Raw genomic sequence first — 24277 nt, 5'->3', positions numbered from 1 at the left:
AGATGAGTGGTTGGCGGTTACGTGTTCGATGAAGATCGATGAATATCGAACACTGAATTTTGATTGAAGAATATCAAAACGATAACATGAAAGGTGGGCGGCGAAAGTTGCTCACCTTTTTTGATTTATTGACCTTTTGACAGCTATGGCATATTCAAGATCAATAAATTATTTGCCGATGTGAGGCGTAGGTCGGTCGTACTTTTTAATCCCTCTCCTTTGGAGCGGGCTGAATGAAGCATTACCCTGCCAAACAGTGACGTTCTCTAAGGGATAATTTCATTAGTTTTTCTTTAAGAATAGTGCGTGCACGGTAAAGCGTGGTGCGTGATAAAAGCTCTGTCATGCCCAGTTTGCTGCCAATCTCCTGGTGAGAGTAACCTTCAATGGCGTATAGGTTAAATACAGAACGATAAGTATCCGGCAGCTCCTGTACCATGTTCATCAGCTCGTTGGTCTCCAGGTTATTGCCATTATCGCTAACACTAACAGGTATGTTTTGCTCTGAAAAATCATCAACCAGCATTACGCTTTTGGCTTTACGATAACGAGAGATTGCACTATGCACCATGATGCGGCGGATCCACCCTTCTAAGCTACCTTCGCCACGGTAATTACCCATGTTTTTAAACATCTTGATAAAGCCTTCTTGTAAGATATCCTGCGCTTCGTCTTTATCCTGGGCATAACGCATACAAACGGCAAGCATTCGGGGTGCTAATAACTTGTAAAGCATTTCTTGTTGCTTACGATCGTTGCTTAAGCATCCTTCCCAAAGTGTTTGTAAGCGGTTGTCAACTGAAGTTGTCATGGTGGTAATGTTTATTGATACCACATATGCCAAAACTCAACCGATTTTACAATTAACTGACAATCAAATATTTATAAATTAAATCGATTATAAAACCGTTCGTTATCGAACAGTTGTCGTACGGTTGTAGCACTCAAATGCGAGTTAATGATTTTATAAAAGGCACCCTAATTCAACAATCAGGCATATCTCGCGAAATAGCCTAATAGCGAATAACTAACTTATTACTAAAACAAAAAGGGATTATGATCCGGCTTATCCCAATATCTCCTTAATATCATCTGCCGAAAGCGATTTGATAAAGCTTTCCTCGGTGGTGATCAACGAGCGCGCCACGCTGAGTTTGCGTTGTTGCAGGGCAAGAATCTTTTCTTCCACGGTATCTTTGGTGATAAATTTATAGATAAATACGTTTTTGGTTTGGCCTATGCGGTGTGTACGGTCAATAGCTTGCTGCTCCACGGCGGGGTTCCACCATGGATCCAGGATAAACACGTAGTCGGCTTCTGTAAGGTTGAGGCCCACCCCACCAGCTTTGATAGAGATGAGAAAGATCTGCGTTTTCTTATCCTGCTGAAATTTTTGCACAACATCGCCGCGGTTTTGCGTGCCCCCATCAAGGTACACATATGGTATACCCTCACGCTCAAAATACTCGCGGTAAATGGTTAACTGTTTTACAAACTGGGAGAATATAAGCACCTTATGCCCACCATCCAGCACATTGGCAAGGGTGTGGGTTACGTTCTCAAACTTACCGCTGTCGCCTTCATATTCCGCATCTATCATGGAGGGGTGGTTGGCTATCTGCCGAAGTTTGATCAGTCCCTGCAATACCTGTATCTGCGTTTTTGCAAAAGTACCATCCTCAAGGCTGCGCAATAATTCGTTACGGTACTCTGATTTTACTTTGTCGTATACACTGGCCTGCTCTTCACTCATCTGGCAATAGAACAGGTTCTCGGTTTTCGGCGGCAGTTCGGTAGCTACCTGCTCTTTTGTACGGCGAAGTACAAATGGTTTGATGATAGCCTGCAACTTGCGGGCTTTCTCCTCGTCCTTCTTTTTTTCTATCGGCGTTACAAATTCGTTCTGGAAAAACTGTTGAGAGCCCAACAAACCGGGATTAATGAATGACATCTGTGTCCAAAGGTCGTTCACCGTGTTCTCTACCGGTGTCCCGCTCAGTATCAGCTTAAAGCGCGATTTTAACTGCCTAACCGCCTGGAAAGATTTTGACGAGGCATTTTTGATATTCTGGCTTTCATCCAATATCACATACTCAAAAAAGTAGGCCTTAAACATTTCAATGTCTATCCGGCTAATACCGTAGGTAGTTATCACCAGATCGTAATTGGCAAACACCTCTGCCGATTTATATCTGAAAGCGCCCGTGTGCACCATGATACGCAGCTGTGGTGCAAACTTCTTAGCTTCGTTAAGCCAATTGTAAATAAGCGAAGTAGGCATTATAATAAGCGATGTACTTTTTCCACCTTCCGCCTCGGTATCTTCTTTATGTTTTTGCAGCAGCGCAAGGGTCTGTATGGTTTTACCCAAACCCATATCATCGGCCAGGCATCCGCCAAAATGAAAATTCTTTAAAAAATGGAACCAGTTATACCCCGCTTTTTGGTAAGGGCGCAGGCTGCCGGCAAAGTTTACCGGCATTGGTACGTCTTCGGTCTCTTCAAAATCAGTAAGCTTTTGAAGCTTGCGGTTCATGGCCACTTCCGCCATTTCGCCACCCGAAATATCATTGATCAACCCCAAGTGGTGGCGTCGCAGTTTTAATTCTTCACCCCCCTCGCTAAAATGCAGCAAATTACCAAACTGCGCAAACCAACTCTCGGGGATCACGGCTATCTCGCCACTTGGCAACAAAAATTCTTTTTTGCGATTAAGGATATGATTTTTTAATTGAATGAACGGAATGCGATACGGCCCAAAAAACACTACGGCATTAATATCAAACCAATCGTTATTTTCGCTTACCTCCAGGTCAATTTTAGTATTACCAAAAACGTAACGCTTTTGACCATCGGGCTGCTCTATTTCAAAACCCTTCTCAATTAGTTCATCATGGTGTTGGTTGAGCCATTCAAAGATCGGGAAAGACCGATCAGACTCCTCGTCGTTTGAAGCCACCTCCAGGTTCTGGAATAACGAAGAGGTTGTTTGCAGACCCATGTTCTCCAGCAGTTGTAACTTACCTTTCTCCCATGTTACTGAGCGTTTGATCCGATGAAAAAGATAGTCATCGCCGGTCTTTTCCATTCTTACGGACACATGCCTGCCATCCCCATAAGGGAAAATATAGCCTGCATATTTAAAGTACAACTGCAATTGCGAGGTACCACCTTCTACATAAATAGGCTTTACACAAGCAATAGCATCGTATTTTTCGGTATTGATAGTAAAACCTTCCGCATAAACATTGTGCTTTTCAATCAGCGGCGCAACAAATTTTTCGAAGTAGGAATGTTCTGATGATTTTGGGATGGAGATGTATCGTTTATTTAAAAACGGCTGTAACTTTTTCCCTTCAATATCCTTGTCGAAGTAATAAAGGGTATCATCCAGCAGCATCCATGCCGGGTGGTTACAGATGATCTCGGCATCCTTAAACATAAATTCGATGCGCATGCCCTGGTACTTTATGGTTGGGAAGTAGCGTATCTCATCATCGCTGCGCCTAAAATGGAACAGCACCGAAGCAGGTTCGGCAGCTATATGCAGCTTGCGCCCGGCAGGATAGCCTTCTTTACTCATCAGGTAGATCTCCTTATTCCCTAACAAGCTTAGCGCCTCTACGATCTTCTTCTCTATTTTGGGCCGAATGATATCAAAAAGCTGATCGTTGAATATTTTTCCGAAGAACTCAAACGGGCGTATTGGCTTTTTATGGAATCTTTTAATGATGTTGCCTTGCTCAATATCCTCCAGTATTTTTATCAGCTTGCGGTCGGTATCGTCAATGCATGAAGCAAATTCTTCGGCGGTATTTGAGAAAAGGCGTTGATGCGTAAACGAAAACTCGCCGTTTGGGTTTAGCTGCACCACATGCGGCTCGATCACATAAGAAAGGTAATCGTGCCGGGCAATGGCATAAATAATCTGGCAGGGCTTTGTGCTGTCTACGCGTAGCATTCAGTTTTTCCGGTAAAAAATTAATGGAAGCTACGACAAGAAAAAATTCAAACGTAAATTAAAAAATCTGCACTCAAAAATTTTTAAGCGAAAAATTGTTAACAACGTTTCGATGGTATAATCAATGCCTTGTTAGGAATGGCAGTAACTCATAATCGTTTAGCGGATGTACGCGTTGGGTTCATCACCATATAACATAATAGCTGTCGTGCTGAACGTGTGTGAAGCATCTATTATTGAAAAGAACAGCTACACAATCAGATTTTCCCTATCGCTCAGAATGACAGGTTTATTTAAGCTACAACGCCGCCAGCGTTTTTATGTCCTTTACCTCTAACACATGTTTATAATACCCGCGGATGGCAGCATTGATCATGGCTTTGCTTACATCTTTCATAGTAAGTACTGCGCTTGGGAAAAGAAATTTGAGTAACGGGTATAGCGAAGAAATGATCTTGTAGTAACCTTTCACATTTTTCTGCCCGTCTGTAGGTTTCATAAAGCCCGGGCGAAAGGTATAAACACTTTTAAATGGGAGCTTAAGCAGGGCGTTCTCCGTTTTGCCTTTTACACGGGCCCACATCATGCGGCCTTTCTCCGTACTATCGGTATGTGCGCCTGATACGAAATTGAACACCATGTCGGGATTTTCGCTAAGCAGGGCTTCAGCAAAGTTCATGGTGATATCGTAAGTGATGTGGCTATACTGCTGCTCGTTCAGTCCGTTGGAACTAATTCCGGCACAGAACAGGCAGGTGTTGTAACCTTTCAGGATATCTTCCACTTCGTGGAGATCCATAAAATCAGGCACTATCAGTTCCTGCAGTTTGGGATGCTGCAGATCAAAGTGCTTACGGTTCACCATCAAAACCTTTTCTACTGATGGATGGGCAAGGCACTCTAACAAAACCCCTTCACCCACAAGCCCGGTGGCTCCTGTTAGTATCACGCTTAATTTTACTGTATCTGGCATATACCAGCAAGACGACCGGGAAACAAAAAGATTTTAAAGAAAATTAAATTTCTATCTCTCCCTCAAAAACCAACTTGGCGGGACCCTCTAAAAATATATTGCTGAATCGCTCGCCGTCGTGATCGAAGCGTATATTAATGTTTCCGCCCAACACTCTTATAGGTGTGTTGATAGTACCAAATCGACCATTCTTTTTGGCCATTGCCAGCGCAACAGCGGTTACGCCGGTTCCGCAGGCGTAGGTTTCGTTTTCTACGCCCCGCTCAAATGTGCGCACGAAAAAGCCATCACCTTCAGGCTCAACAAAATTTACGTTGATGCCGTCTTGTTTGTACGTGGTATTATTGCGGATAGCACGCCCTTCGTTGTAAACATCCTTAACAGCAAGATCTGCAGCTGTTTTTACATAATGCGGTGAGCCGGTATTCAATACAAATGCTTCTCCGTCTTTATTTATCTCGTCAACATCTATCATTTGCAGGCTGACCCATTCGCCGTTATCTGAAATTTTGGCATGATGCACCCCATCCGTAGCAAGAAATTTTGTCGTGTCTGTAATAACACCCAAATGCTTCGCAAAAGCTACAATGCAACGGCCACCGTTACCACACATACTACCCTCGTTTCCATCGGCATTATAGTAAACCATTTTAAAGTCGAAGCCAGGCTCGTTCTCCAGTAGCATCAACCCATCACCACCAATACCGAAACGCCTGTCGCACAGTAATGCAACTTGCTCTTTATCAATATTTTGCACACCATTATCACGATTGTCGATCAGCACAAAATCATTGCCTGCACCCTGGTATTTAAAAAAATTTAATTTCACTGTTAAGCTTAAATGATAGATATTGATTTGAAAAATTAACCACAAACAAATATAGCAGAGAGTTTATGTGTATTTAACAATATTTAACATTATTACACATACCTTATTGTTCATAAATTCGTCTATATGGTATTAAATTTGAACCTGTAAGGTCACAGAACGTAGTATTTAAGAAAGTGAATAATAATATGAGAAAGTTTGGTTTAACATTATTAACTGCCTTTGCAGGCGGGGCTCTTGCTTTGGGGGCGTATAAGTTTGTTGAGAATAAGTACGACCAAAACATGAGTATTGAGGATAAGCAAAAAGTTTATTTTGCGAGCAATCCTGAAAAAAGTACGATGGTATCATCTGCAGGCCTGCCTGATTTTACACAGGCGGCTTCTGAAGCTACGCCGGCAGTTGTGTACATCCGTACCACATACGCAAGCAAATCATCTGATGGTGGCAGCGGTGATCCTTTTGAGCAAATGTTTGGGCAAATGTTTGGCGGCGGCCGTATGCGCCCGCAAGGCCCGCAAATGGCATCTGGTTCCGGTGTGATCATCTCGCCTGATGGTTACATTGTTACCAACAACCATGTGGTGGCTAAAGCTGAGAAAATACAGATCGTAACTAACGATCACCGAAGCTTTGAGGCCAAAGTAATTGGTACCGACCCTAATACCGACCTTGCCTTAATTAAAATTAACGCCACTAACATGCCTATTGTAAAACTGGGCAACTCTGATGCAGTTAAAGTTGGCGAATGGGTGTTGGCTGTTGGTAATCCATTCAAATTAACCTCAACCGTTACAGCCGGTATTGTGAGCGCTAAAGGCCGCAGTATTGGTATTATTGGCCGCGAGGATGATGAAGACAGTCCGTATCCGGTACGCCAGCAAGAAACGCCTACGCTAAAAAAAGGCATTGAGTCGTTCATTCAAACTGATGCTGCCATTAATCCTGGCAACAGCGGTGGTGCGTTGGTAAACACAAATGGCGAACTCATCGGTATAAATGCCGCTATTGCATCACATACCGGTTCATACGAGGGTTATGGTTTTGCTATCCCTATTAACCTGGCTAAAAAGGTGTTGAATGATATTAAAAAATACGGTTCAGTTAAACGTGGTTACGTAGGTATTGGCTTCGCTGATCTGAGCGATCCGGATGCTGCGAAACAAGTTAACAGCGATAAAACAAACGGTTTATATGTTAACAGCTTGGTAGCCGGTGGTGGTGCAGAGCAAGCCGGTATTAAACAGGGTGATATTATCACCAAGGTTGAAGGTAATACTGTTTACGAATCATCAGACCTGCAAGAGCGTGTTGCACGCTTACAGCCTGGCGATAAAATCAACCTTACTGTGTTACGCAACGGTGCCGAGAAAAACTTTACTGTAACGCTTAAAGCAGATGCGCCTGCAAACAAAACTGCTGCAGTATCTAAATCAGCTGCAGAATTGTTCAACAAACTGGGCGCAAGCTTCCAACCGTTGAATGCTCAGCAAAAAGCTAAGTTTCGTGTTAATTCTGGTGTGTTAGTTACCCAAGTGCGCCGTGGTGGTATGTTTGATGATACCGAGATCCCTGTGGGTTCTATCATCACATCAATTAACAGGCAGCCGATCAATAGCATAGATGATATTGACAAGGCGATCACCAACCTTAAAAACGACAGATTGGTGATCAGCGGTTACTATCCAGATGGCGGTAGCTTTAATAACATGTTCCAGGTTCAATAATCCGCATAATTTTGAAATACCAAAGCCCGACCTGCAAAGTCGGGCTTTGGTATTTTATGGAACGGTAGTTGCATTAAGTGTTTAACTAAAACATACAACTATGGCAGCAAAAGGTAAAAAAGGACCATGCTGGGCCGGATATAAGATGGCAGGCATGAAGAAGAAAAAAGGCAGACAAGTACCAAATTGCATTAAAGCAAAAGGAAAAAAGAAGAAATAATGTAAAGCCGCGCCAAGCGGCTTTTTGTTTAAATCTGATAGAAAAAATCAATGCTGTTTCTATATTTGTATAGAACCTGTTGATATGACCATAACACAGCTTGAATACATAGTTGCCGTTGATACCTACCGTAGTTTTGTTGCTGCAGCCAATAAATGCTATGTAACGCAGCCCACGCTGAGCATGCAGGTGCAAAAGCTTGAGGATACACTGGGCGTAAAAATATTCGACCGTAGCAAACAGCCCGTTATACCTACCGAAATAGGCGAAGAAATTATAGCACAGGCTCGCGTACTGATCGCCGAAAGCGAGAAGATAAAAGAAATAGTTACCGACAGGCAAAAAGAACTCTCGGGCGAGTTAAAGGTTGGCATTATCCCCACCATTTCACCTTACATCCTGCCTAAAATTTTAAACAGCTTTATTGAAAAATATCCGCAGGTGAAACTCATTGTTTGGGAGCAAACCACGGAACAGATCATCCAGCAGTTAAAATTGGGAACGCTTGATTGTGGGCTGCTATCAACTCCGCTTAACGAAAGCACGCTTACAGAGATACCCGTATTTTATGAAAACTTTGTTGCCTATGCATCAAAAAGCAGCAAGCTGTTCAAAAAGAAAACCATCACTCCTGACGATATTGACATGGAGGAAATATGGGTACTGAACGAGGGCCACTGCATGCGCGAGCAGGTATTAAATATTTGCCAGCGCCGCAAAGCTACAAAGGGCTTTCAGCATTTTGAATATAACACCGGCAGCGTAGAAACGCTTAAGCGGATGGTTGACATGAACAACGGCGCCACCATTTTACCGGAGCTTGCACTTGCCGAGATGACCGACAAACAACGCGACCGCGTACGCTATTTCAAAAGTCCCGAGCCTGCCCGCGAAGTAAGTATTGTAATGCACCGCAACTACTTAAAGCGGCGGATGATCGAGGCCCTTAAGAATGAGATATTGGAGTTTGTACCTAAACGTCTTCGCACTAAAAAGAAGAAGGAAATTGTGGAAATATAATTCCGGGACATGAGTTTCACCACATCCGTCATCCTGAATTTATCTCAGAATCACTGGTAGGCACCTCACGCAATCCTAATAACGAAACCTTTAATCGCGATGCGTTACTTCCTTCAGCGCTTCTGTAATTTTCTCTGCCGTTGCAGCAAGCTCCTCTTGGGTTGGTGATAATTTTGGGCGCGCAAAGTTCATATCATCCACGCGGTTCATCGGTATCAAATGTATATGTGCATGAGGTACCTCGAGGCCTATAACAGCAACACCTACTTTTTTGCATGGAATTGCTTTCTTTATGCCCTTGGCCACAATTTTGGCGAACATTTGCAAGCCCAAATAGGTCTCGTCATCTATATCAAAAATATAATCGACTTCTTTTTTGGGGATAACAAGCACATGCCCTTCTGCTAACGGGCTGATATCTAAAAAGGCTAAAAACTCATTTGTTTCGGCAACCTTATGCGCCGGAATTTCGCCTGCAATAATTTTTGAAAAGATGGTAGACATGATGAGTGGCTGATTTATTGAATTATTGAATTACTGATTTAGGTTAATCAATAATCCAATAATTCTGTAATTCAATAATTATCTTGAGATCTCCAGTATCTCAAATTCCATTTTACCGGCAGGCACCTGGATCTCCGTTTTTTCGCCTACAGATTTACCTAATAAACCCTTCGCGATTGGAGACGTTACCGAAATTTTACCGGCTTTAAGATCAGCTTCGCTTTCTGATACCAACTGGTAGCTCATGGTAGCGCCATTCTTAATATTTTTTATCTTAACAATAGAAAGCGCCAACACCTTAGAAGTATCCAGTTTCGACTCGTCTAACAAACGTGCGTTTGATAACGTTTCTTCAAGCTTTGCAATTTTAGTTTCGTGCAAGCCTTGTGCTTCTTTGGCAGCATCGTACTCGGCATTCTCAGATAAGTCGCCTTTATCACGCGCTTCGGCAATAGCCTTAGCTATGTTAGCACGACCGGTAGTTTTTAATTGCTGTAATTCTTCTTTTAAATTTTCTAAACCCTCTTTGGTATAGTATGAAACATCTGCCATAAAACAGTATAATTAAGTCTATAAATGTTCGTTTCGGGCCAAAAAAAACCGCCCCTCTACTTTCCGGATAGAAGAGCGCTCGGCCATAAAAACAAACAAGACCACGGGACAGCGTCTCCATGATCTTGTTTGGTATTAAAACGAAGATAACGTTTTTAAATTTTACAATCCAAATTATTTAGGCCGAAATTTCTGTTTCTGCCGATCAGGCTAAGCCTATCTCGCCTAACTTCTGCGCCATTACTTCGCTTATCTTTCGGTAGCTTTCAAAGGTCCATCCGCCAACATGGGGGCTAAGCAGTAGCTTACCATTTGCGCGCAATTCATCAAACCATGGCTGCTCGGCTAATGCAGGAAATTTCTCTACTTCAAGCACATCCAACCCCGCACCAAGCACTTTGCCCTGTTTTATGGCATTAAGCACTGCCTGCGTTTTAACTACCTTACCCCGGGCAAGATTTAAAAAGAATATCGGTTTCCTGAAGTGGAAAAAATACTCGTCATCAACCATTCCGTTGGTTTCGCGCGTAAGTGGTACGTGCAGGCTTAGCACATCGCTGTGCTTTACAATCTGTTCCATGCTAACCTCACGTGCATACCTGTCGCTAAAGCCGGTCTTGTACTTATCAAAGGCAATTACCTCAACATCAAAGCCCGACAGGCGTTTAGCAAAAGCCTGCCCCATATTGCCATAGCCGATGATACCAACTGTACGGCCTTTAAGTTCATAGCCGCGATTTTCTTCGCGCAGCCATTTGCCATCCCTTACCTCGGCATCAGCGCGGTTAAAGTTATTCATTAATGATAGCAACATACCCATTGCGTGCTCACCAACAGCATCGCGGTTGCCCTCGGGTGCATTGATCAGGATAAGGCCTTTAGAAATGGCGTAGTCTTCATCAATATTATCCATACCCGCACCCGCCCGGCAAATAAAGCGCAGGTTAGTAGCCAGGTCTAAAAATGCTTTATCCACCTGAAACTTAGATCTGATAACCAACCCATCGTAATTATTGATGATCTCAGCGGCACCTTCAAGTTTCATGTCAGGCCGGTAATCTATGGTATAGCCCAGGGCCCGCGCCTGCTCCATAAAAGCGGGGTGCAGATCGTCTACAATAAGGATGTGATTTTTCAAAGCTTTATGTTTTGCGGTAAAAGTACAAAAGTGCTTACAAACTTACCTGCTACCGCTTTAGAGATGACTGGTGTAAAGCTAAAAACTGGCACGTAAATGGCAATATTGCTCACCATGAGCATTATACCTTTTAAAAATACCCGCAAGCAAATTAAACACTTCTCAGAAAAGCTATCTGAAGGCGGTTTCAGAAGCATATTTGACCGTATTGACCAGCTGAGCGTTAAAAGAGGCGTAGATACGATGGGGCTTGATAAATTTATCAATCAATGTGCCTTAATGGCAGCAGGATCGGGTGCGGTTGCAGGTACCGGCGGTTTTTTTACGATGCTGATAGGAATGCCGATCGATTTTGTAAACCTGATAACCCAGCAATTCAGGGTTACCATGGCCGTGATGTACGCTAATCGCGGCAGCTATAAAATAGGGTTTGACGAATTTATGTCTTTAGTTGCTACTTCATTCAAGATTGAAACAGGCGTAGCCGTAAGCAAAACAATGATGGAAAACGTGGCCGAGAAAATATTGCTTGCCTTTGGTGTACGCACAGCAGAACGCCTGGTGCCTGTTATTGGTGCAGCCATTGGTGGTACAGCCAACTATCTGTTTGTAAAGCGTATGGCCAATAAAGTAAAAGAGCAGTATCCTGATCCGAAGATGATCATCAAGATAGATTAGCGATTTGCCGCTATCTCGTTGGTCAACTTCACAAAATCATCCACCGTTAACCGCTCCGCCCGAAGATCAAGCGTTGTATTGTCGGCCAGCTTTTCTTTATTGATGAGTGATGACAATGCATTACGCAATGTTTTCCGACGCTGGTTGAAGCCGGCCTTTACCACCTGCCAGAAAAGCTTTTCATCGCAATTTAAGGCAGCGGTTTGATTTCGCGTTAATCGAATTACGGCAGATAATACTTTAGGCGGTGGATTAAATACACCTGCTTTTACGGTGAACAGGTACTCTACCTTATAATAAGCCTGCAGAAAAACGCTCAGGATGCCATATTCCTTACTGCCTGCTTTGGCGTTACAACGTTCGGCAACTTCTTTCTGGAACATGCCCACAACCTCAATTACCTGGTCGCGGTTATCCAATATCTTGAAAAGTATCTGCGAAGAGATGTTATAGGGAAAATTTCCTATTACCGCCGTTTTTTCATCAAATGATGCTTTAAAATCAAGTTCAAGGAAATCGGCATTGATAAGCTTGCTGCCCAATTGCGGGTATTTTTTTTGTAAGAAATTATATGACTCGGTGTCGATATCGATCAGGAAAACTTCGTAATCCGGTTTTTGCAGGAGGAAGTCGGACAGAATGCCCATGCCTGGGCCAACCTCAAGCACCTGCTTGTAACCGTTATCTGGCCGTAAGCTCTCAACAATTTTTGAAGCGATATTTTTATCGGTTAAGAAGTGCTGCCCAAGATGTTTTTTTGCCCGTACTAAGCTCATTTGCCTAAATTAATCATACAAATTACGGCATATTGTGCTTTTATCAGGAATAATAACTTGAAAATCTTTTAATTTGCACTTTAAGCAAAAGCTAAGGACCTAAAAACCAAAGCAAATAGCATTTCTCAAACATCGGCCTAACCTGCCGCATAACTTTGGAGAAGTAAACGGGACGATACAAAAATGAGCGACAAACCTAAAATTGGCATCAGCATAGGAGATATAAACGGCATCGGGCTTGAGATCATCATCAAAACCCTGTCCGACTCACGTATTTATGATTACTGCACACCGGTAGTTTACGGTCATACCAAAGTTGCATCGTTTCACCGCAAAGCCACCCATCTTAACGACTTTAATTTTACTGTAGTTGATAATGCCCAGGAAGCGCATAATCGTAAACCCAACATGATCAATTGTTGGGAAGAGGATGTGCGTATTGATATGGGACAATCCACAGCCGAAGGCGGAAAATATGCATTTGCTTCTTTACAACGCGCTACTGATGATCTGTTAAGCGGCCACATCGATGGCCTGGTTACCGCCCCAATAAATAAGGACAACATCCAGAACGAAGATTTTGCGTTTGCCGGCCATACGGAATATTTACAGCATCGCGACAGCAAAGATGAATCGCTGATGTTTTTGGTAAGCGACTCGTTACGTGTTGGCGTAGTTACCGGCCATATACCAGTTGCTAAAATTGCACAAACTATTACTGCAGATAAAATTGTAAAGAAACTGCAGTTGATGAACACAAGCTTAAAAAATGATTTCTGGATCCGTAAGCCGAAAATTGCCGTTTTGGGCCTTAACCCTCACGCCGGCGACAACGGCCTGATAGGTTCTGAAGAACAAGAGATCATCATCCCTGCTATTGAAGAAGCGCGTACCCATGATGTACTGGCCTTTGGCCCCTACTCTGCCGACGGCTTTTTTGCCAATGGAACCTATTTGCAATTTGATGCTGTGTTAGCTATGTATCACGACCAGGGCTTGATACCATTTAAGCAGATAGCTTTTGAAACCGGCGTTAATTACACCGCTGGTTTAAGTTTTGTACGCACCTCGCCGGATCATGGGACGGCTTATGATATCGCCGGCAAGAACCTGGCATCAGAAGTATCATTCCGTGAGGCTTTATTTACAGCTTTACATATAATTAAGCATAGGCGCGAAACTGCCGAGCTAAATGAAAACCCACTGTTGTTTAGTAAACTAAGCCGCGACCGGGATTAATAGTACCTAAGCAGATACTGTTTTAAATTTGTTATCGTTTATTTAAAACATTTATCTCTGAAATACATTTGCCTGTTTAATGAGTAATTTAATAAACCGCATCAGGTCTATTGATGCGTTTCGTGCGGTTACCATGTTCCTGATGATCTTTGTTAACGATCTTGACGGAGTGCCCAATACCCCAGAATGGCTTAAACATGCTGCGATAAGCGAAGACGCTTTAGGACTTGCCGATACCATTTTTCCTGCCTTCCTGTTTATTGTAGGGTTATCCATTCCGTATGCCTTTGCAAAACGCCTGCATAACCAGGAAGCGCACGTACCCTATCGCATTATCACCCGTTCATTGGCTTTGATATTCATCGGCTTTTTCCATGCCAATAGCGAAACTTATAATGAAAGTGCTACCATCCTGCCCAAGCCTGTTTGGGACAGCCTGGCTACATTCAGTTTCTTTTTCATTTTTTTAGATTATAACAAAACCACTTCCAAAATACGGAGATTCATGTTTCAGGGGTTTGGCTGGGCCTTGCTCATAGCCATGTGTATCATCTACCGCAGTACCGATCCCGCACATCCCTGGCTGCATCTTACCTGGTGGGGAATATTGGGGTTGATAGGCTGGTCGTACCTGGTATGCGGGCTTATCTACTACTACAGTAATGGCTACCTGTGGATACAGGCTGCGGCATGGCTTTTCTTTATGTTCTTCAATATCGATTTCCACTTTGGCATGCTTGATTTTTTGAGCGGCATTCAAAAGTATATGTGGATAGCCGGGAACGGCGCCATGCAGGCCTTTACCATGGCCGGCGTGTTTGTATCAGTACTATACATGCGCCTTAACAAAAACAAGGAGATAAAAATGTTGTGGGGAGCCATGATCATGATGGCAATTATCCTCTTTAACCTGGGCTTTATTGTACGCTATTTTAGTGGCGGTATTTCAAAGGCTCGGGACACCCCATCTTGGGTGTTGATATGCACCGGGATAAGCCTGGTAGTATACGCCATCTTCATTTACATTGTAGATTTCAGGCACAAGTACCATTGGTTTAAAATAATAGAACCTGCCGGTACCAGTACTTTTACGGCATACCTGCTGCCCTATCTGTTTTACCCATTATACCAGATGACAGACCTTGGTTATCCGCAATATCTCGACCAGGGTACAGGTGGGCTAATACGCTGCCTACTGTTCTCCTTTGTGATAGTATGGCTCACAGGGCTGCTGCAGAAAATAAATGTAAGGCTGAAAATATAAAGTAAATGCAAGTGTTCACGTTCACGGCATGAACGCCGGTGAACACTCGTGAACACCGTGAACGCTGACAGGATCTTGTCAGGACTTATCCAAGCTTCTTTTCAGGCAAAAAAATTATTTACCACCGGTTTTCCAGTACATGTAGGCAATGCAAACCACCACTGTGATAATTAAAACTACCAGGCCGGCCTTGCCTTTGCGTTTGTCCTGGCGCATTACCCATATTAAAAAGGCAACCAGCGGCACTACAAATATGATCCAGAAAATTAGAGATGGTGCGTTCATGTATAATGAGTGAATGAGTGAATGAGTGAGTTATTGAATTAGTGAATTATCGAATTGTGATTAAGTAAATGAAGAAACGAATAGAGGCTATTCACCAAATCACTCCTTCAATAATTCAGTCATTAAGTTAAAATGGCATCCTTGCCAGCGGGGCAACATCCTGCCCAATAAATTCGCCTTTTAAATATTTATGGTAACCGGCAATAGCAATCATGGCTGCGTTATCGGTACAATATTCAAACTTAGGTATAAAAACGTTCCATCCGTTCTTCTCACCGGTTTCGGTAAGCAGGTTACGCAAGCCGGTGTTTGCCGATACACCGCCCGCTAAAGCTACATCCTTTATACCATATTCATCGGCTGCTTTTTTTAGTTTATTGATCAGTATGGTAGCTATTCGTCTTTCAACAGAGGCACAAATATCGTTCATGTTCTCCCGTATGAAATTCGGGTTTGCGGCTACGTTATCCCTGATAAAATACAGGATAGAAGTCTTCAGTCCGCTAAAGCTAAAATCAAATCCAGGTATCTGCGGCTCCGGGAACTTGTAGGCATCCGGATTTCCGCTGCGCGCATTTTTATCAATAAGCGGCCCGCCCGGATAAGGCAACCCGAGTATTTTACTTGTTTTGTCCATAGCTTCACCGGCAGCATCATCAAGCGTTTGGCCTATTACCTCCATATCAAAATAGTCTTTCACCAAAACTATTTGGGTATGGCCGCCGGATACGGTTAAACAAATGAAAGGGAAAGATGGCTTTTTCTCGGCAATAAAATGCGCCAGGATGTGGGCCTGCATATGATTTACCTCTATTAGCGGTATCTGCCTTGCAAGTGCAAAGGCCTTGGCAAACGATACGCCAACCAAAAGCGAACCTAAAAGACCCGGTCCGCGAGTAAAAGCTACTGCATCAATATCATTTTTGCTTACTTTTGCGTTAAATAACGCTTGCTGCACCGCAGGAACTATATTTTGCTGATGTACCCTTGAGGCAAGCTCGGGGACTACACCTCCATAAGCTTCGTGAATGGTCTGATTTGCAATAACATTACTTAGTATTGCACCATCAACACAAACCGAAGCTGAGGTTTCATCGCAAGAGGATTCTATGGCTAAAATTGCAGGCACTGTTATCAAGTTAAAAGTCAAAAGTTAAAAGTCAAAAAAAAATTGGCTGGTGGCTTTTGAACAGAGTGATAAATAAATTCAAAAAGTAAAACAGTTAAGGCTTTTTTGAATTTTACTTTTGAATTTTTAATTAAGCGCAAAGTTATTAAAAAAGTACTCAAAATAGCGTTAAGCATTGTGCTCATCATCCTGCTGCTTGTCAGCATTGTGCTTATCTCTTTCCAGTATAAGCCGGTGCAAACGTGGGCGGCAAAAAAAGCAACAAAGTACCTTTCAAAAGAGCTTAACACTACCGTTGATATAAAGAGCCTTTATATTAAGCCCTTTTCTTCGGTTGTATTAGAGGGTTTGTACATTCTGGATAAACAGCGCGATACTTTATTGAGCACGCCGAAGCTTTCAGTTGAGTTAAAGGGTTTTTCGATCTTCAACAGCATTAAACGAAAAAAGCTGCACTTTGAATCGATACAGCTTGATAATGGTTCGTTTTATTTAAAAAAACTAAAGGACAGCACCACCAATCTAAAGTTTATTATCGATTACTTTAACTCAGGCGATACAACCAAGAAAAAAAGCCAGCCCTGGACGCTTAATTTCGATAAAATAGCTGTTTACAATTTTCATTTCAGATACAAAAATTACCTCCGTAACGAGTTCGTAAAAGGGGTGAATTTTAACGATGTCGACGTAAACCACTTTAGCACTACCATCCATAACATGGACCTTATAAATCACTTATTTAAGGCACGTGTAACCGGCATGACGTTGAAGGAGAAAAGTGGTTTTTATGTTAAAAACTTTAACGCCAATGCTACTATAGATACCAACCTGATATTGTTGCAAAACCTTTTTATCCAAACGCCAAATTCAAACCTGAAAAACTATTTCAGGATGCGGTTTAAATCGTTTACCGATATGGAGGATTTTGAGAACAAGGTGAATATGGATGCCGAATTTCACTCATCGCACCTGTCATCAAAGGATATCAGCTATTTTACTGATGCCCTGGCAAAAGTGAATACCACATTTGAGTTAGGCGTTGATGGCCGCGTGCGTGGCCTGGTAAATAACATCAGGGCAACCGGTTTAACTGTCACCGCCGCACAGGCTACCTTTATAAAAGGCGATTTTCATCTTACCGGCCTGCCAGATTGGGAGAATACTTTCCTGCAATTACGTTTTGACCAGATTGCCACCAACAAGAAAGACCTTGATTACTTGTACAGTCACTTTACAGGTAAGCCTACAGCCAAAGTGCCGGATATTGTAGGCAAGTTTGGCAATGTGAACTTTACCGGCAGGTTTACCGGTTTGCAGAATGATTTTGTAGCGTTTGGAACATTTAAAACCAAACTTGGCCGCTTAGACCCTGACATTAATCTTAAAATTAGCAAGGCCGGCATACCAAGCTACAGCGGAAAACTAATGGCTACCAATTTTGATGCCGGCGCCTTGTTAGATGATAAAACCCTTGGCCGTACCTCATTTACGGGTAACATCATAGGTAGCGGCGATGCCATTAAAAATCTTAACATACGCGGCGATGCTAAAGTTGCCTATTTGCAATTTAAAGGTTACACCTACAACAACCTGGTAACAAGCGGTACGTTCAGAAATAAAGTAGCAAACGGTAAGGTAAGTATAAACGACCGTAACATTAAGTTTGACCTCACCGGTAACATCAACCTAAACCCTAAGCTGCCTGTTTACAATATTGCTGGCAATGTAACCAATGCCCGCCTGCACCAGCTTAAGCTATTAAAAGACACCATTACTTTCACCACCAGTCTTAATACTAATTTCTCGGGCAATAACCTGGATAATCTTGACGGCAGCATTCTGCTTACCAAGATAAGAATGGACGATCCACGCAATAGTTACGTGATCGATACCGTAAACCTTTCGGCGACCGGGAAGGGTGCAGAGCGTGTTATCTCGTTAAGATCTGACGTGGCTGATGGCAGCATTAAAGGAAGTTATGACTTGGCAACGCTTCCATCGTACTATAAAACCATCGCAAAAAAATATATCCCATCATTAAAAACGGATATAACGCCGCCTAAGCCGCAAAACTTTGATTTTACGCTTAACCTAAAAAACATGGACCCGGTTACGGCCATGTTTATGCCGAGCCTGAAAATACCAGACCAGGGCTCATTTGTGGGTAAGTTTAACTCTAATGATAAAACAGCCACGCTTAACGGTTACATCAAAACCATCAAACTCGGCAAAATAGTTTTCCATGATTTTATTATTGATGAAAGTACAACGGATGATTTCCTTGGCCTCAACCTTTCGTTAAACAGGATAGATCTTACAGACAGCCTTTACATCAAGAACATTACGGTAACAAACTTCCTTAAAAAAGACAGCCTTAATTTCAACGTTAAGCTTTCTGATAAAAATGCTACCAACCAGTTAGACCTTTACGGCTTGGTTGAGTTTGGGCGCGACACCACCGCCAAGCTGAAGCTGCTGCCTTCTGATGTGATACTGGAACGCCAGAACTGGAAGATACAGGAACAAGTGCGCATACGCCTGCTTGACGGCAAAACCAAGGTAGAGAACTTTGAGCTCTCAAACGGCCCGCAAAAAGTTTTGATAAACGGTTTCATATCTGATAACCCTGCAGATAAGCTGAAGGTAACCTTTGAGCAGTTTAGCATGGCTACACTAAACCAGCTTACAAAACCATCGGGCGTGTTGTTAAAGGGCGCACTTAACGGCGATGTGCTGCTAAGCTGGTTAACCAAACAGCCCGGTGTAGACGCCAAGTTGGGTATTGATTCGCTTACGATGAATAAGACATTGGTGGGTGATGTGAAGATCGCATCTGATCTGGACAATGCTAATAGTCGCGCCAACGTGAAACTCGACATCACAAATGGCGGCAAAAAAACCATGAATATTGATGGCGCCTACCTGATTGGCCAGAAAGGTGCAGAAGACCAGCTTGATTTTGATATCAACATGGACCATACCGAGGCCATCATTTTTGAGCCGTTCATCAAAAACCTGGTTACGGATATTAAAGGGACGCTCTCTGCCGATGTAAAAATGACGGGGGCGCCATCTAAGCCGCAACTTAACGGAGATATAAGGTTCAACAACACCGGCCTTACGGTTAACTATTTAAAAACGCCTTACATTATTAATGATAAAGTAACTGTTAGCAACAGTTTGATAACCATCGACAAGCTGGTGCTTAAAGATACCCGTGGTGGCAAAGGAGAGGTAAACGGTAAAGTTGACCTGAACAACATATCAAACCCTACGCTTGATGTTACTTTGGAGGCAAATAACCTGCAGGCATTAAACACCACTTTTAAGGATAACCACTTGTATTATGGTACTGCATTCGGCAGCGGCACTTTCAAGTTCACAGGGCCTATCGATAACATGAAGATCGATATTAAGGCCAGTACGCAGGCGGGTACGGTATTTAACATTCCGCTCAATACATCCATGACGGCCAGTCAGTACGATTTTATCCGCTACGTTAATCATAACGATACGTTGCAGAAAAATGTGGAAAAGGTGAACCCTTTCAATGGCGTGACACTGAACTTTGACCTTACCGTTGATGAAAGCACAGTAGTACGTATTTCAACAGATTATGGCGTGTTAGAAGGATCAGGCCAGGCGCGTAACCTCAAACTGAACATCAACAGCCTTGGCGACTTTGAGATGTTTGGCGACTTCCTGATAACAACCGGTAAGTTTGAATTTACAGCCAAGGATTTCATCAGCAAAAACTTTACGGTAAACCAGGGGGGTACCATCCACTGGACGGGTAATCCATCAAACGCGGAGATCAACCTAAGGGCCATTTATGAGGTGCGTACTGCAATTGGTCCGCTTTATTCTGCGGCTGGTTTAACACCGCCTTACGGTAACAAACAGGTATTGGTACAGGCGGAGTTAATATTGACCAAAACGCTCTTGCAGCCAAATATCGACTTTGACTTTACCTTCCCTGTAGACCCATCGATAAAGGATGACCTTGCCACTTACCTGTCTGATAATGCCAACCGCAGCCAGCAGGCGCTAAGCGTTATTGTACGCCGCAGCTTTGCATCGGGTACGGGCAGTAACCTGAGCGACCAGGTAGTGGGTACTGCGCAACAAGCGGTAAGCGAGTTTGCGTTTAATAAACTCAACAGCTTTATCTCCCAATCAAACATCAAAAATTTTGACTTAAACATCCGTTCGTTAACAGATGCGAGTGCAACCTTCAGGCTGTGGAACGATAGGGTGTTGTTAAACGGTAACCTTTATTCAACTTCGGGCTCTAACGATCTTTTCAATGCAAGGCAAAGTTTCTTTAATACCGATTTCAGGCAGTTAACAAAAGACTTTGAGATACAATACCTGATACGCAAAGATGGTAACCTGCGTGCAAAATATTCTTACCGAGCGCTAAACAACACCACGCTTAATACCCTTAACGATCAGCTTTTACCGCAATATGTAAACGGCGTAGGTTTAATTTACCAGCGCGATTTTGATACGTTTGGAGAGTTCTTCCGAAATATATTCAGGCAGAGCCGCCGCAACAGGCAACCGGTTACACCGTCACCAATACCAAAAACTACAATTGACACGCCAACGCCTACCACCAAACCATCAGATGATAACAGCGGCGAAGACAGCGACGGTAATGATGATCAATAATTAATGATCGCGCATGATAGCGTGGTCCATTTTATCACGCTTGGTACGCAGGTAAGCTTCGTTATGTGGATTGGCAGCTATCTCAATTGGGATGTTCTCGATAACTTCAAGTCCGTAACCAATTAAGCCTGCGCGTTTCTTAGGGTTATTGGTAAGCAGGCGCATTTTTGATATGCCCAGGCTGCGTAAAATTTGCGCACCGATGCCGTAATCGCGCTGATCCATTTTAAAGCCCAATTTGATGTTGGCTTCAACAGTATCCAGGCCATTCTCCTGCAAATGGTAAGCTTTTAATTTATTGACAAGCCCGATACCCCGGCCCTCCTGGTTCATATACACGATAACGCCCTTACCCTCTTTGCTGATCATTTCCATTGCCTTATGCAGCTGAGGGCCGCAATCGCAACGGCATGAGCCAAAGATATCGCCGGTGACGCATGAGCTGTGTACGCGCACCATTATTGGTTCGCCGGGCTCCCATTCACCTTTAATAAGGGCCAAATGGTTTTCACCTGTATCAATTTGGGTATAAGCAACCATATCAAAGTCGCCCCACTCGGTAGGCATCTTTACAGATACTTCCTTATGTACCATCGATTCGGTATTTAAGCGGTATGCGATGAGATCTTTGATCGATACTATTTTGAGATCAAGTTCTTTCGCCATTTCAAGCAACTCTGGCAGGCGGGCCATTTCACCATCCTCGCGCATTATCTCGCAGATAACGCCTGCAGGCTCCATACCGGCCAAAACAGCAAGGTCAATAGCGGCCTCGGTATGGCCTGATCTACGCAATACACCGCCATCTTTAGCTATCAACGGAAAGATATGCCCGGGGCGGCCAAGGTCTGATGGCTTTGTTGCCGGATCAATAAGTGCCAAGGTGGTCTTAGAGCGGTCAGACGCTGAAATACCTGTTGTACAGCCATGGCCCAGCAGGTCAACAGAAACGGTAAAGTTAGTTTCGTGCGATGTAGTGTTATTGCTAACCATTGGCTCCAGGTCAAGCTCACGAGCGCGGTCTTTGGTAATAGGTGCACAAACAAGGCCTCGGCCATGTTTAACCATAAAGTTGATGGTCTCTGGTGTTGCGTTACGCGCCGCGGTTAAAAAGTCGCCTTCGTTCTCGCGGTCTTCGTCATCAACAACAATTATAGTTTTACCGGCTTTAATAGCCTCAATAGCTTCAGGTATGGTGTTAAGCATTGTATCAATATTAAATGCAGCATTGCTGCATTAGCAAAACAAAGGTAGGTTATATTTAAACCAATAGCGTCGGGATTGTGTAAAAGAATATCAGTCGCGGTTGCGCTTCCAAAACCTTATACGGCCAATAAAACGCCGGTATATCTCAATATCAAATAAGCTGGAGTCGGTAGCTGCCTTGTAGGTGAGAAACAACCCGATTGGTAGCAGGATCACGATACCTATCCATGCACCGGTAACCGGCGACCATTCCCCTTCCTTAGCAGATTTTTCGCCGATAGTGCCAATAATGTAATAGATAAGGAAAAAGATGATTGATACCACCACCGGAAGCCCCAAACCACCTTTCCTGATAATTGCCCCCAACGGCGCACCTATCAGAAATAACACGATACACGCCGCACTCAGCGTAAATTTCTTTTGGTATTCGAGGATGTATCGTCGCACGTTCCTATTGGCCTCTTCGTGCTGGTCTACGCGGTTGCGCAGGGCATCCTGTATCTGGTGTACCTCGCTTAACGCATTGTTTATGGCGTTCACCTTTGCAGATTGATCTTTAAGCACTATACTATCTGCAGAAATAGTTTTCTTAACCTTATCCGACTTTTTGGGCACCATATAATAACGCAGGTAAGCGCTCAAAAGCCTGTAATTTTGGAATCGCGTGCTATCGATATTCCTTTTAGCCGAATCAACAAAATGGTCAAGCTGGCGCAGATTCATCATTTGTGAGGCCTGCCTGAATTCGCTCTCGTTAGTACGCGTCATCTTAAGGCCGGAGAGATCAAACTTCTGCTCAGTTTCTTCAAATCTGAAACGTGTTAATTGCTGGCGGGGCATACCGCCCTTATCACCTGCAGCCTCCTGGTAGCGGATGCCATCTTTGAGTTTAAGAACCAGGTAAAGATCATCCTTTGTGCGGTACATCAGGCCTGTTTTGGCAAAGGTTACGGTTTGGCTACCGGCAGCATTGCCGCCGCCGGCCTCATAGATCATGATATCATGCAGTGTTTGTCCATCAGGGTCTTTGTGCTTAACGCGGATGGTATAACCAGGAAAACGGTTACTAAAGATATTTTCCGGTATCAGATCGGCCGATTTTTGTTTGCGGGCGTCATAAAGCAGCGAATAGTATTTGAGGTTAGCAACCGGCAGCATATAATCAGAGAAAGCAAAAGCAGCTATGCTTATTACTACTATAACAACAAGCATGGGGTACATTGCCCTGCGCAGTGATACCCCCGCCGATTTAATAGCCACCAGCTCATAGTTCTCGCCCAGGGCACCATACGTCATGATGGATGAAAGTAATACCGATAGTGGTAAAGCCATGGCCACATTGGTTGCCGAGTTATACATCATCAGCTCAAGGATGATATACCAGGCAAACCCTTTCCCTATCAGATCGTCGATATATTTGAAAAGGAACAACATCAACAGCACAAACATCACTATAAGCAGCGTTACAATGAACGGCCTGATGAACGACTTGAGCAGTAAAAGATGTATTTTCTTCATTAAACAATTCCCGGATATGCAGAAAACGCCCGATCACGCAAATAATTGCATGGCAGGTAACGGGCAAAAATACAGAAATTTAAGGGTTAAGCGCCCAACGTACTGATAAGATAATCTATCTGGTTATCCCATATCAGCTTGCGGTCATCAACGGTTTCATCAGTAGCAAAATCAGTAATGGCAAGGGCAACATCGTTGGTAAGTTCGTCCTGTACAATTTCCATTTCCAGGTAGCATTGCGGCTCATCATCAAGCCATTTAAAACGTACAAGTTTGTTTTCTTTAATAGTTATCAACTTAGCGCGCTGGGTTTCATCATCCCAGGTAAAAGTATACACCTGATCGCGTACAGATACATCGTCAGCAAACCATTGGGTAAGGCCGTTTGCTTCATTAAGGAAACTATATAGTATTCTTGGTGAGGATTTTATCTCATATTCAAGATTAAACTTCTTCTTCTCAGACATAGGGGTAAAACTGTTACAAATTAATCAGGGGGTTAAAAGTTAACTTTTTTTCTAAAGAAAACTAAAATCTGCTATATTTGCAAACCTTTTTTAGCCACCCTCTAAGGGTAAGACTAT

At 43.3% G+C, this 24277-nt stretch carries 19 protein-coding genes; 6 read left to right on the top strand and 13 right to left on the bottom strand.

Going from position 1 to position 24277, the window contains the following annotated elements:
- Positions 1–241 precede the first annotated feature (241 nt).
- The 4 genes from INP83_RS04890 to dapF all read right to left on the bottom strand — a co-directional run bounded on the left by INP83_RS04890 (position 242) and on the right by dapF (position 5763).
- Positions 242–811: an RNA polymerase sigma factor gene (locus tag INP83_RS04890; RefSeq protein WP_219126518.1), complete on the bottom strand. Its 570-nt coding sequence runs from the start codon at positions 809–811 to the stop codon at positions 242–244.
- Between the two features lie 255 nt (positions 812–1066).
- Entirely contained in the window at positions 1067–3961 is a 2895-nt protein-coding gene (locus tag INP83_RS04885; RefSeq protein ID WP_219126517.1) for a DEAD/DEAH box helicase, read from the bottom strand.
- Positions 3962–4259: 298 nt separating this feature from the next.
- A complete protein-coding gene (locus INP83_RS04880; protein WP_219126516.1) occupies positions 4260–4934 on the bottom strand; it encodes an NAD-dependent epimerase/dehydratase family protein in 675 nt (224 codons plus the stop codon).
- Positions 4935–4977: 43 nt separating this feature from the next.
- Entirely contained in the window at positions 4978–5763 is a 786-nt protein-coding gene (gene dapF / locus INP83_RS04875; protein WP_219126515.1) for a diaminopimelate epimerase, read from the bottom strand.
- 188 nt (positions 5764–5951) lie between these two features.
- On the opposite strand from dapF, the gene INP83_RS04870 reads away from it, so the two are divergent.
- Together INP83_RS04870 and INP83_RS04865 are read left to right on the top strand one after the other, a co-directional pair.
- Complete coding sequence (locus INP83_RS04870; RefSeq protein ID WP_219126514.1) at positions 5952–7490, top strand: Do family serine endopeptidase; 1539 nt, start codon at positions 5952–5954, stop codon at positions 7488–7490.
- A gap of 304 nt (positions 7491–7794) precedes the next feature.
- A complete protein-coding gene (locus tag INP83_RS04865; protein ID WP_219126513.1) occupies positions 7795–8730 on the top strand; it encodes a hydrogen peroxide-inducible genes activator in 936 nt (311 codons plus the stop codon).
- Between the two features lie 90 nt (positions 8731–8820).
- On the opposite strand, the gene INP83_RS04860 is transcribed toward INP83_RS04865, so the two are convergent.
- The 3 genes from INP83_RS04860 to INP83_RS04850 form a co-directional block, all read right to left on the bottom strand.
- Positions 8821–9234 (bottom strand): HIT family protein, encoded by a 414-nt coding sequence (locus tag INP83_RS04860; protein ID WP_219126512.1) that lies wholly within the window; start codon positions 9232–9234, stop codon positions 8821–8823.
- Positions 9235–9312: 78 nt separating this feature from the next.
- Entirely contained in the window at positions 9313–9786 is a 474-nt protein-coding gene (gene greA / locus INP83_RS04855) for a transcription elongation factor GreA (RefSeq protein ID WP_219126511.1), read from the bottom strand.
- Between the two features lie 205 nt (positions 9787–9991).
- Positions 9992–10924: a 2-hydroxyacid dehydrogenase gene (locus tag INP83_RS04850; protein ID WP_219126510.1), complete on the bottom strand. Its 933-nt coding sequence runs from the start codon at positions 10922–10924 to the stop codon at positions 9992–9994.
- A gap of 96 nt (positions 10925–11020) precedes the next feature.
- Between INP83_RS04850 and INP83_RS04845 the strand changes: the two genes are divergently transcribed.
- Positions 11021–11602, top strand: a complete 582-nt coding sequence (locus tag INP83_RS04845) for a hypothetical protein (protein ID WP_146269262.1) — start codon at positions 11021–11023, stop codon at positions 11600–11602.
- On the opposite strand, the gene rsmA is transcribed toward INP83_RS04845, so the two are convergent.
- Positions 11599–12378: a 16S rRNA (adenine(1518)-N(6)/adenine(1519)-N(6))-dimethyltransferase RsmA gene (gene rsmA / locus INP83_RS04840; protein ID WP_219126509.1), complete on the bottom strand. Its 780-nt coding sequence runs from the start codon at positions 12376–12378 to the stop codon at positions 11599–11601. The two genes, INP83_RS04845 and rsmA, sit on opposite strands and share 4 nt — an antisense overlap.
- Positions 12379–12561: 183 nt before the next feature.
- Between rsmA and pdxA the strand changes: the two genes are divergently transcribed.
- Both pdxA and INP83_RS04830 read left to right on the top strand, forming a co-directional pair.
- Entirely contained in the window at positions 12562–13617 is a 1056-nt protein-coding gene (gene pdxA / locus INP83_RS04835) for a 4-hydroxythreonine-4-phosphate dehydrogenase PdxA (RefSeq protein WP_219126508.1), read from the top strand.
- A 79-nt stretch (positions 13618–13696) separates the two neighbouring features.
- The gene (locus tag INP83_RS04830; protein ID WP_219126507.1) at positions 13697–14881 is read left to right on the top strand and encodes a heparan-alpha-glucosaminide N-acetyltransferase domain-containing protein; all 1185 of its coding nucleotides are present in this window, start codon (positions 13697–13699) and stop codon (positions 14879–14881) included.
- Between the two features lie 114 nt (positions 14882–14995).
- On the opposite strand, the gene INP83_RS04825 is transcribed toward INP83_RS04830, so the two are convergent.
- Entirely contained in the window at positions 14996–15166 is a 171-nt protein-coding gene (locus INP83_RS04825) for a hypothetical protein (RefSeq protein WP_219126506.1), read from the bottom strand.
- Positions 15167–15293: 127 nt separating this feature from the next.
- Positions 15294–16295, bottom strand: a complete 1002-nt coding sequence (gene tsaD, locus INP83_RS04820; RefSeq protein WP_219126505.1) for a tRNA (adenosine(37)-N6)-threonylcarbamoyltransferase complex transferase subunit TsaD — start codon at positions 16293–16295, stop codon at positions 15294–15296.
- Between the two features lie 105 nt (positions 16296–16400).
- Between tsaD and INP83_RS04815 the strand changes: the two genes are divergently transcribed.
- Positions 16401–20969, top strand: coding sequence for a translocation/assembly module TamB domain-containing protein (locus tag INP83_RS04815; protein WP_219126504.1), 4569 nt, complete (start codon positions 16401–16403; stop codon positions 20967–20969).
- Here the strand turns inward: INP83_RS04815 and INP83_RS04810 are convergent, their stop codons facing one another.
- The 3 genes from INP83_RS04810 to INP83_RS04800 all read right to left on the bottom strand — a co-directional run bounded on the left by INP83_RS04810 (position 20970) and on the right by INP83_RS04800 (position 24160).
- The gene (locus tag INP83_RS04810) at positions 20970–22175 is read right to left on the bottom strand and encodes a bifunctional 3,4-dihydroxy-2-butanone-4-phosphate synthase/GTP cyclohydrolase II (RefSeq protein ID WP_186458679.1); all 1206 of its coding nucleotides are present in this window, start codon (positions 22173–22175) and stop codon (positions 20970–20972) included.
- Positions 22176–22265: 90 nt separating this feature from the next.
- Positions 22266–23693 carry an LptF/LptG family permease gene (locus INP83_RS04805; RefSeq protein ID WP_219126503.1) on the bottom strand — a complete coding sequence of 476 codons (1428 nt, stop codon included), beginning with the start codon at positions 23691–23693 and terminating at the stop codon, positions 22266–22268.
- 86 nt (positions 23694–23779) lie between these two features.
- Positions 23780–24160: an START-like domain-containing protein gene (locus INP83_RS04800; RefSeq protein ID WP_146269270.1), complete on the bottom strand. Its 381-nt coding sequence runs from the start codon at positions 24158–24160 to the stop codon at positions 23780–23782.
- Positions 24161–24277 lie beyond the last annotated feature (117 nt).

The sequence above is a fragment of the Mucilaginibacter sp. 21P genome (assembly GCF_019331605.1).
Classification (GTDB): domain Bacteria; phylum Bacteroidota; class Bacteroidia; order Sphingobacteriales; family Sphingobacteriaceae; genus Mucilaginibacter; species Mucilaginibacter achroorhodeus.
Note: the sequence above shows the minus strand (reverse complement) of the source record. Positions and strands in the feature narration are given on the sequence as shown.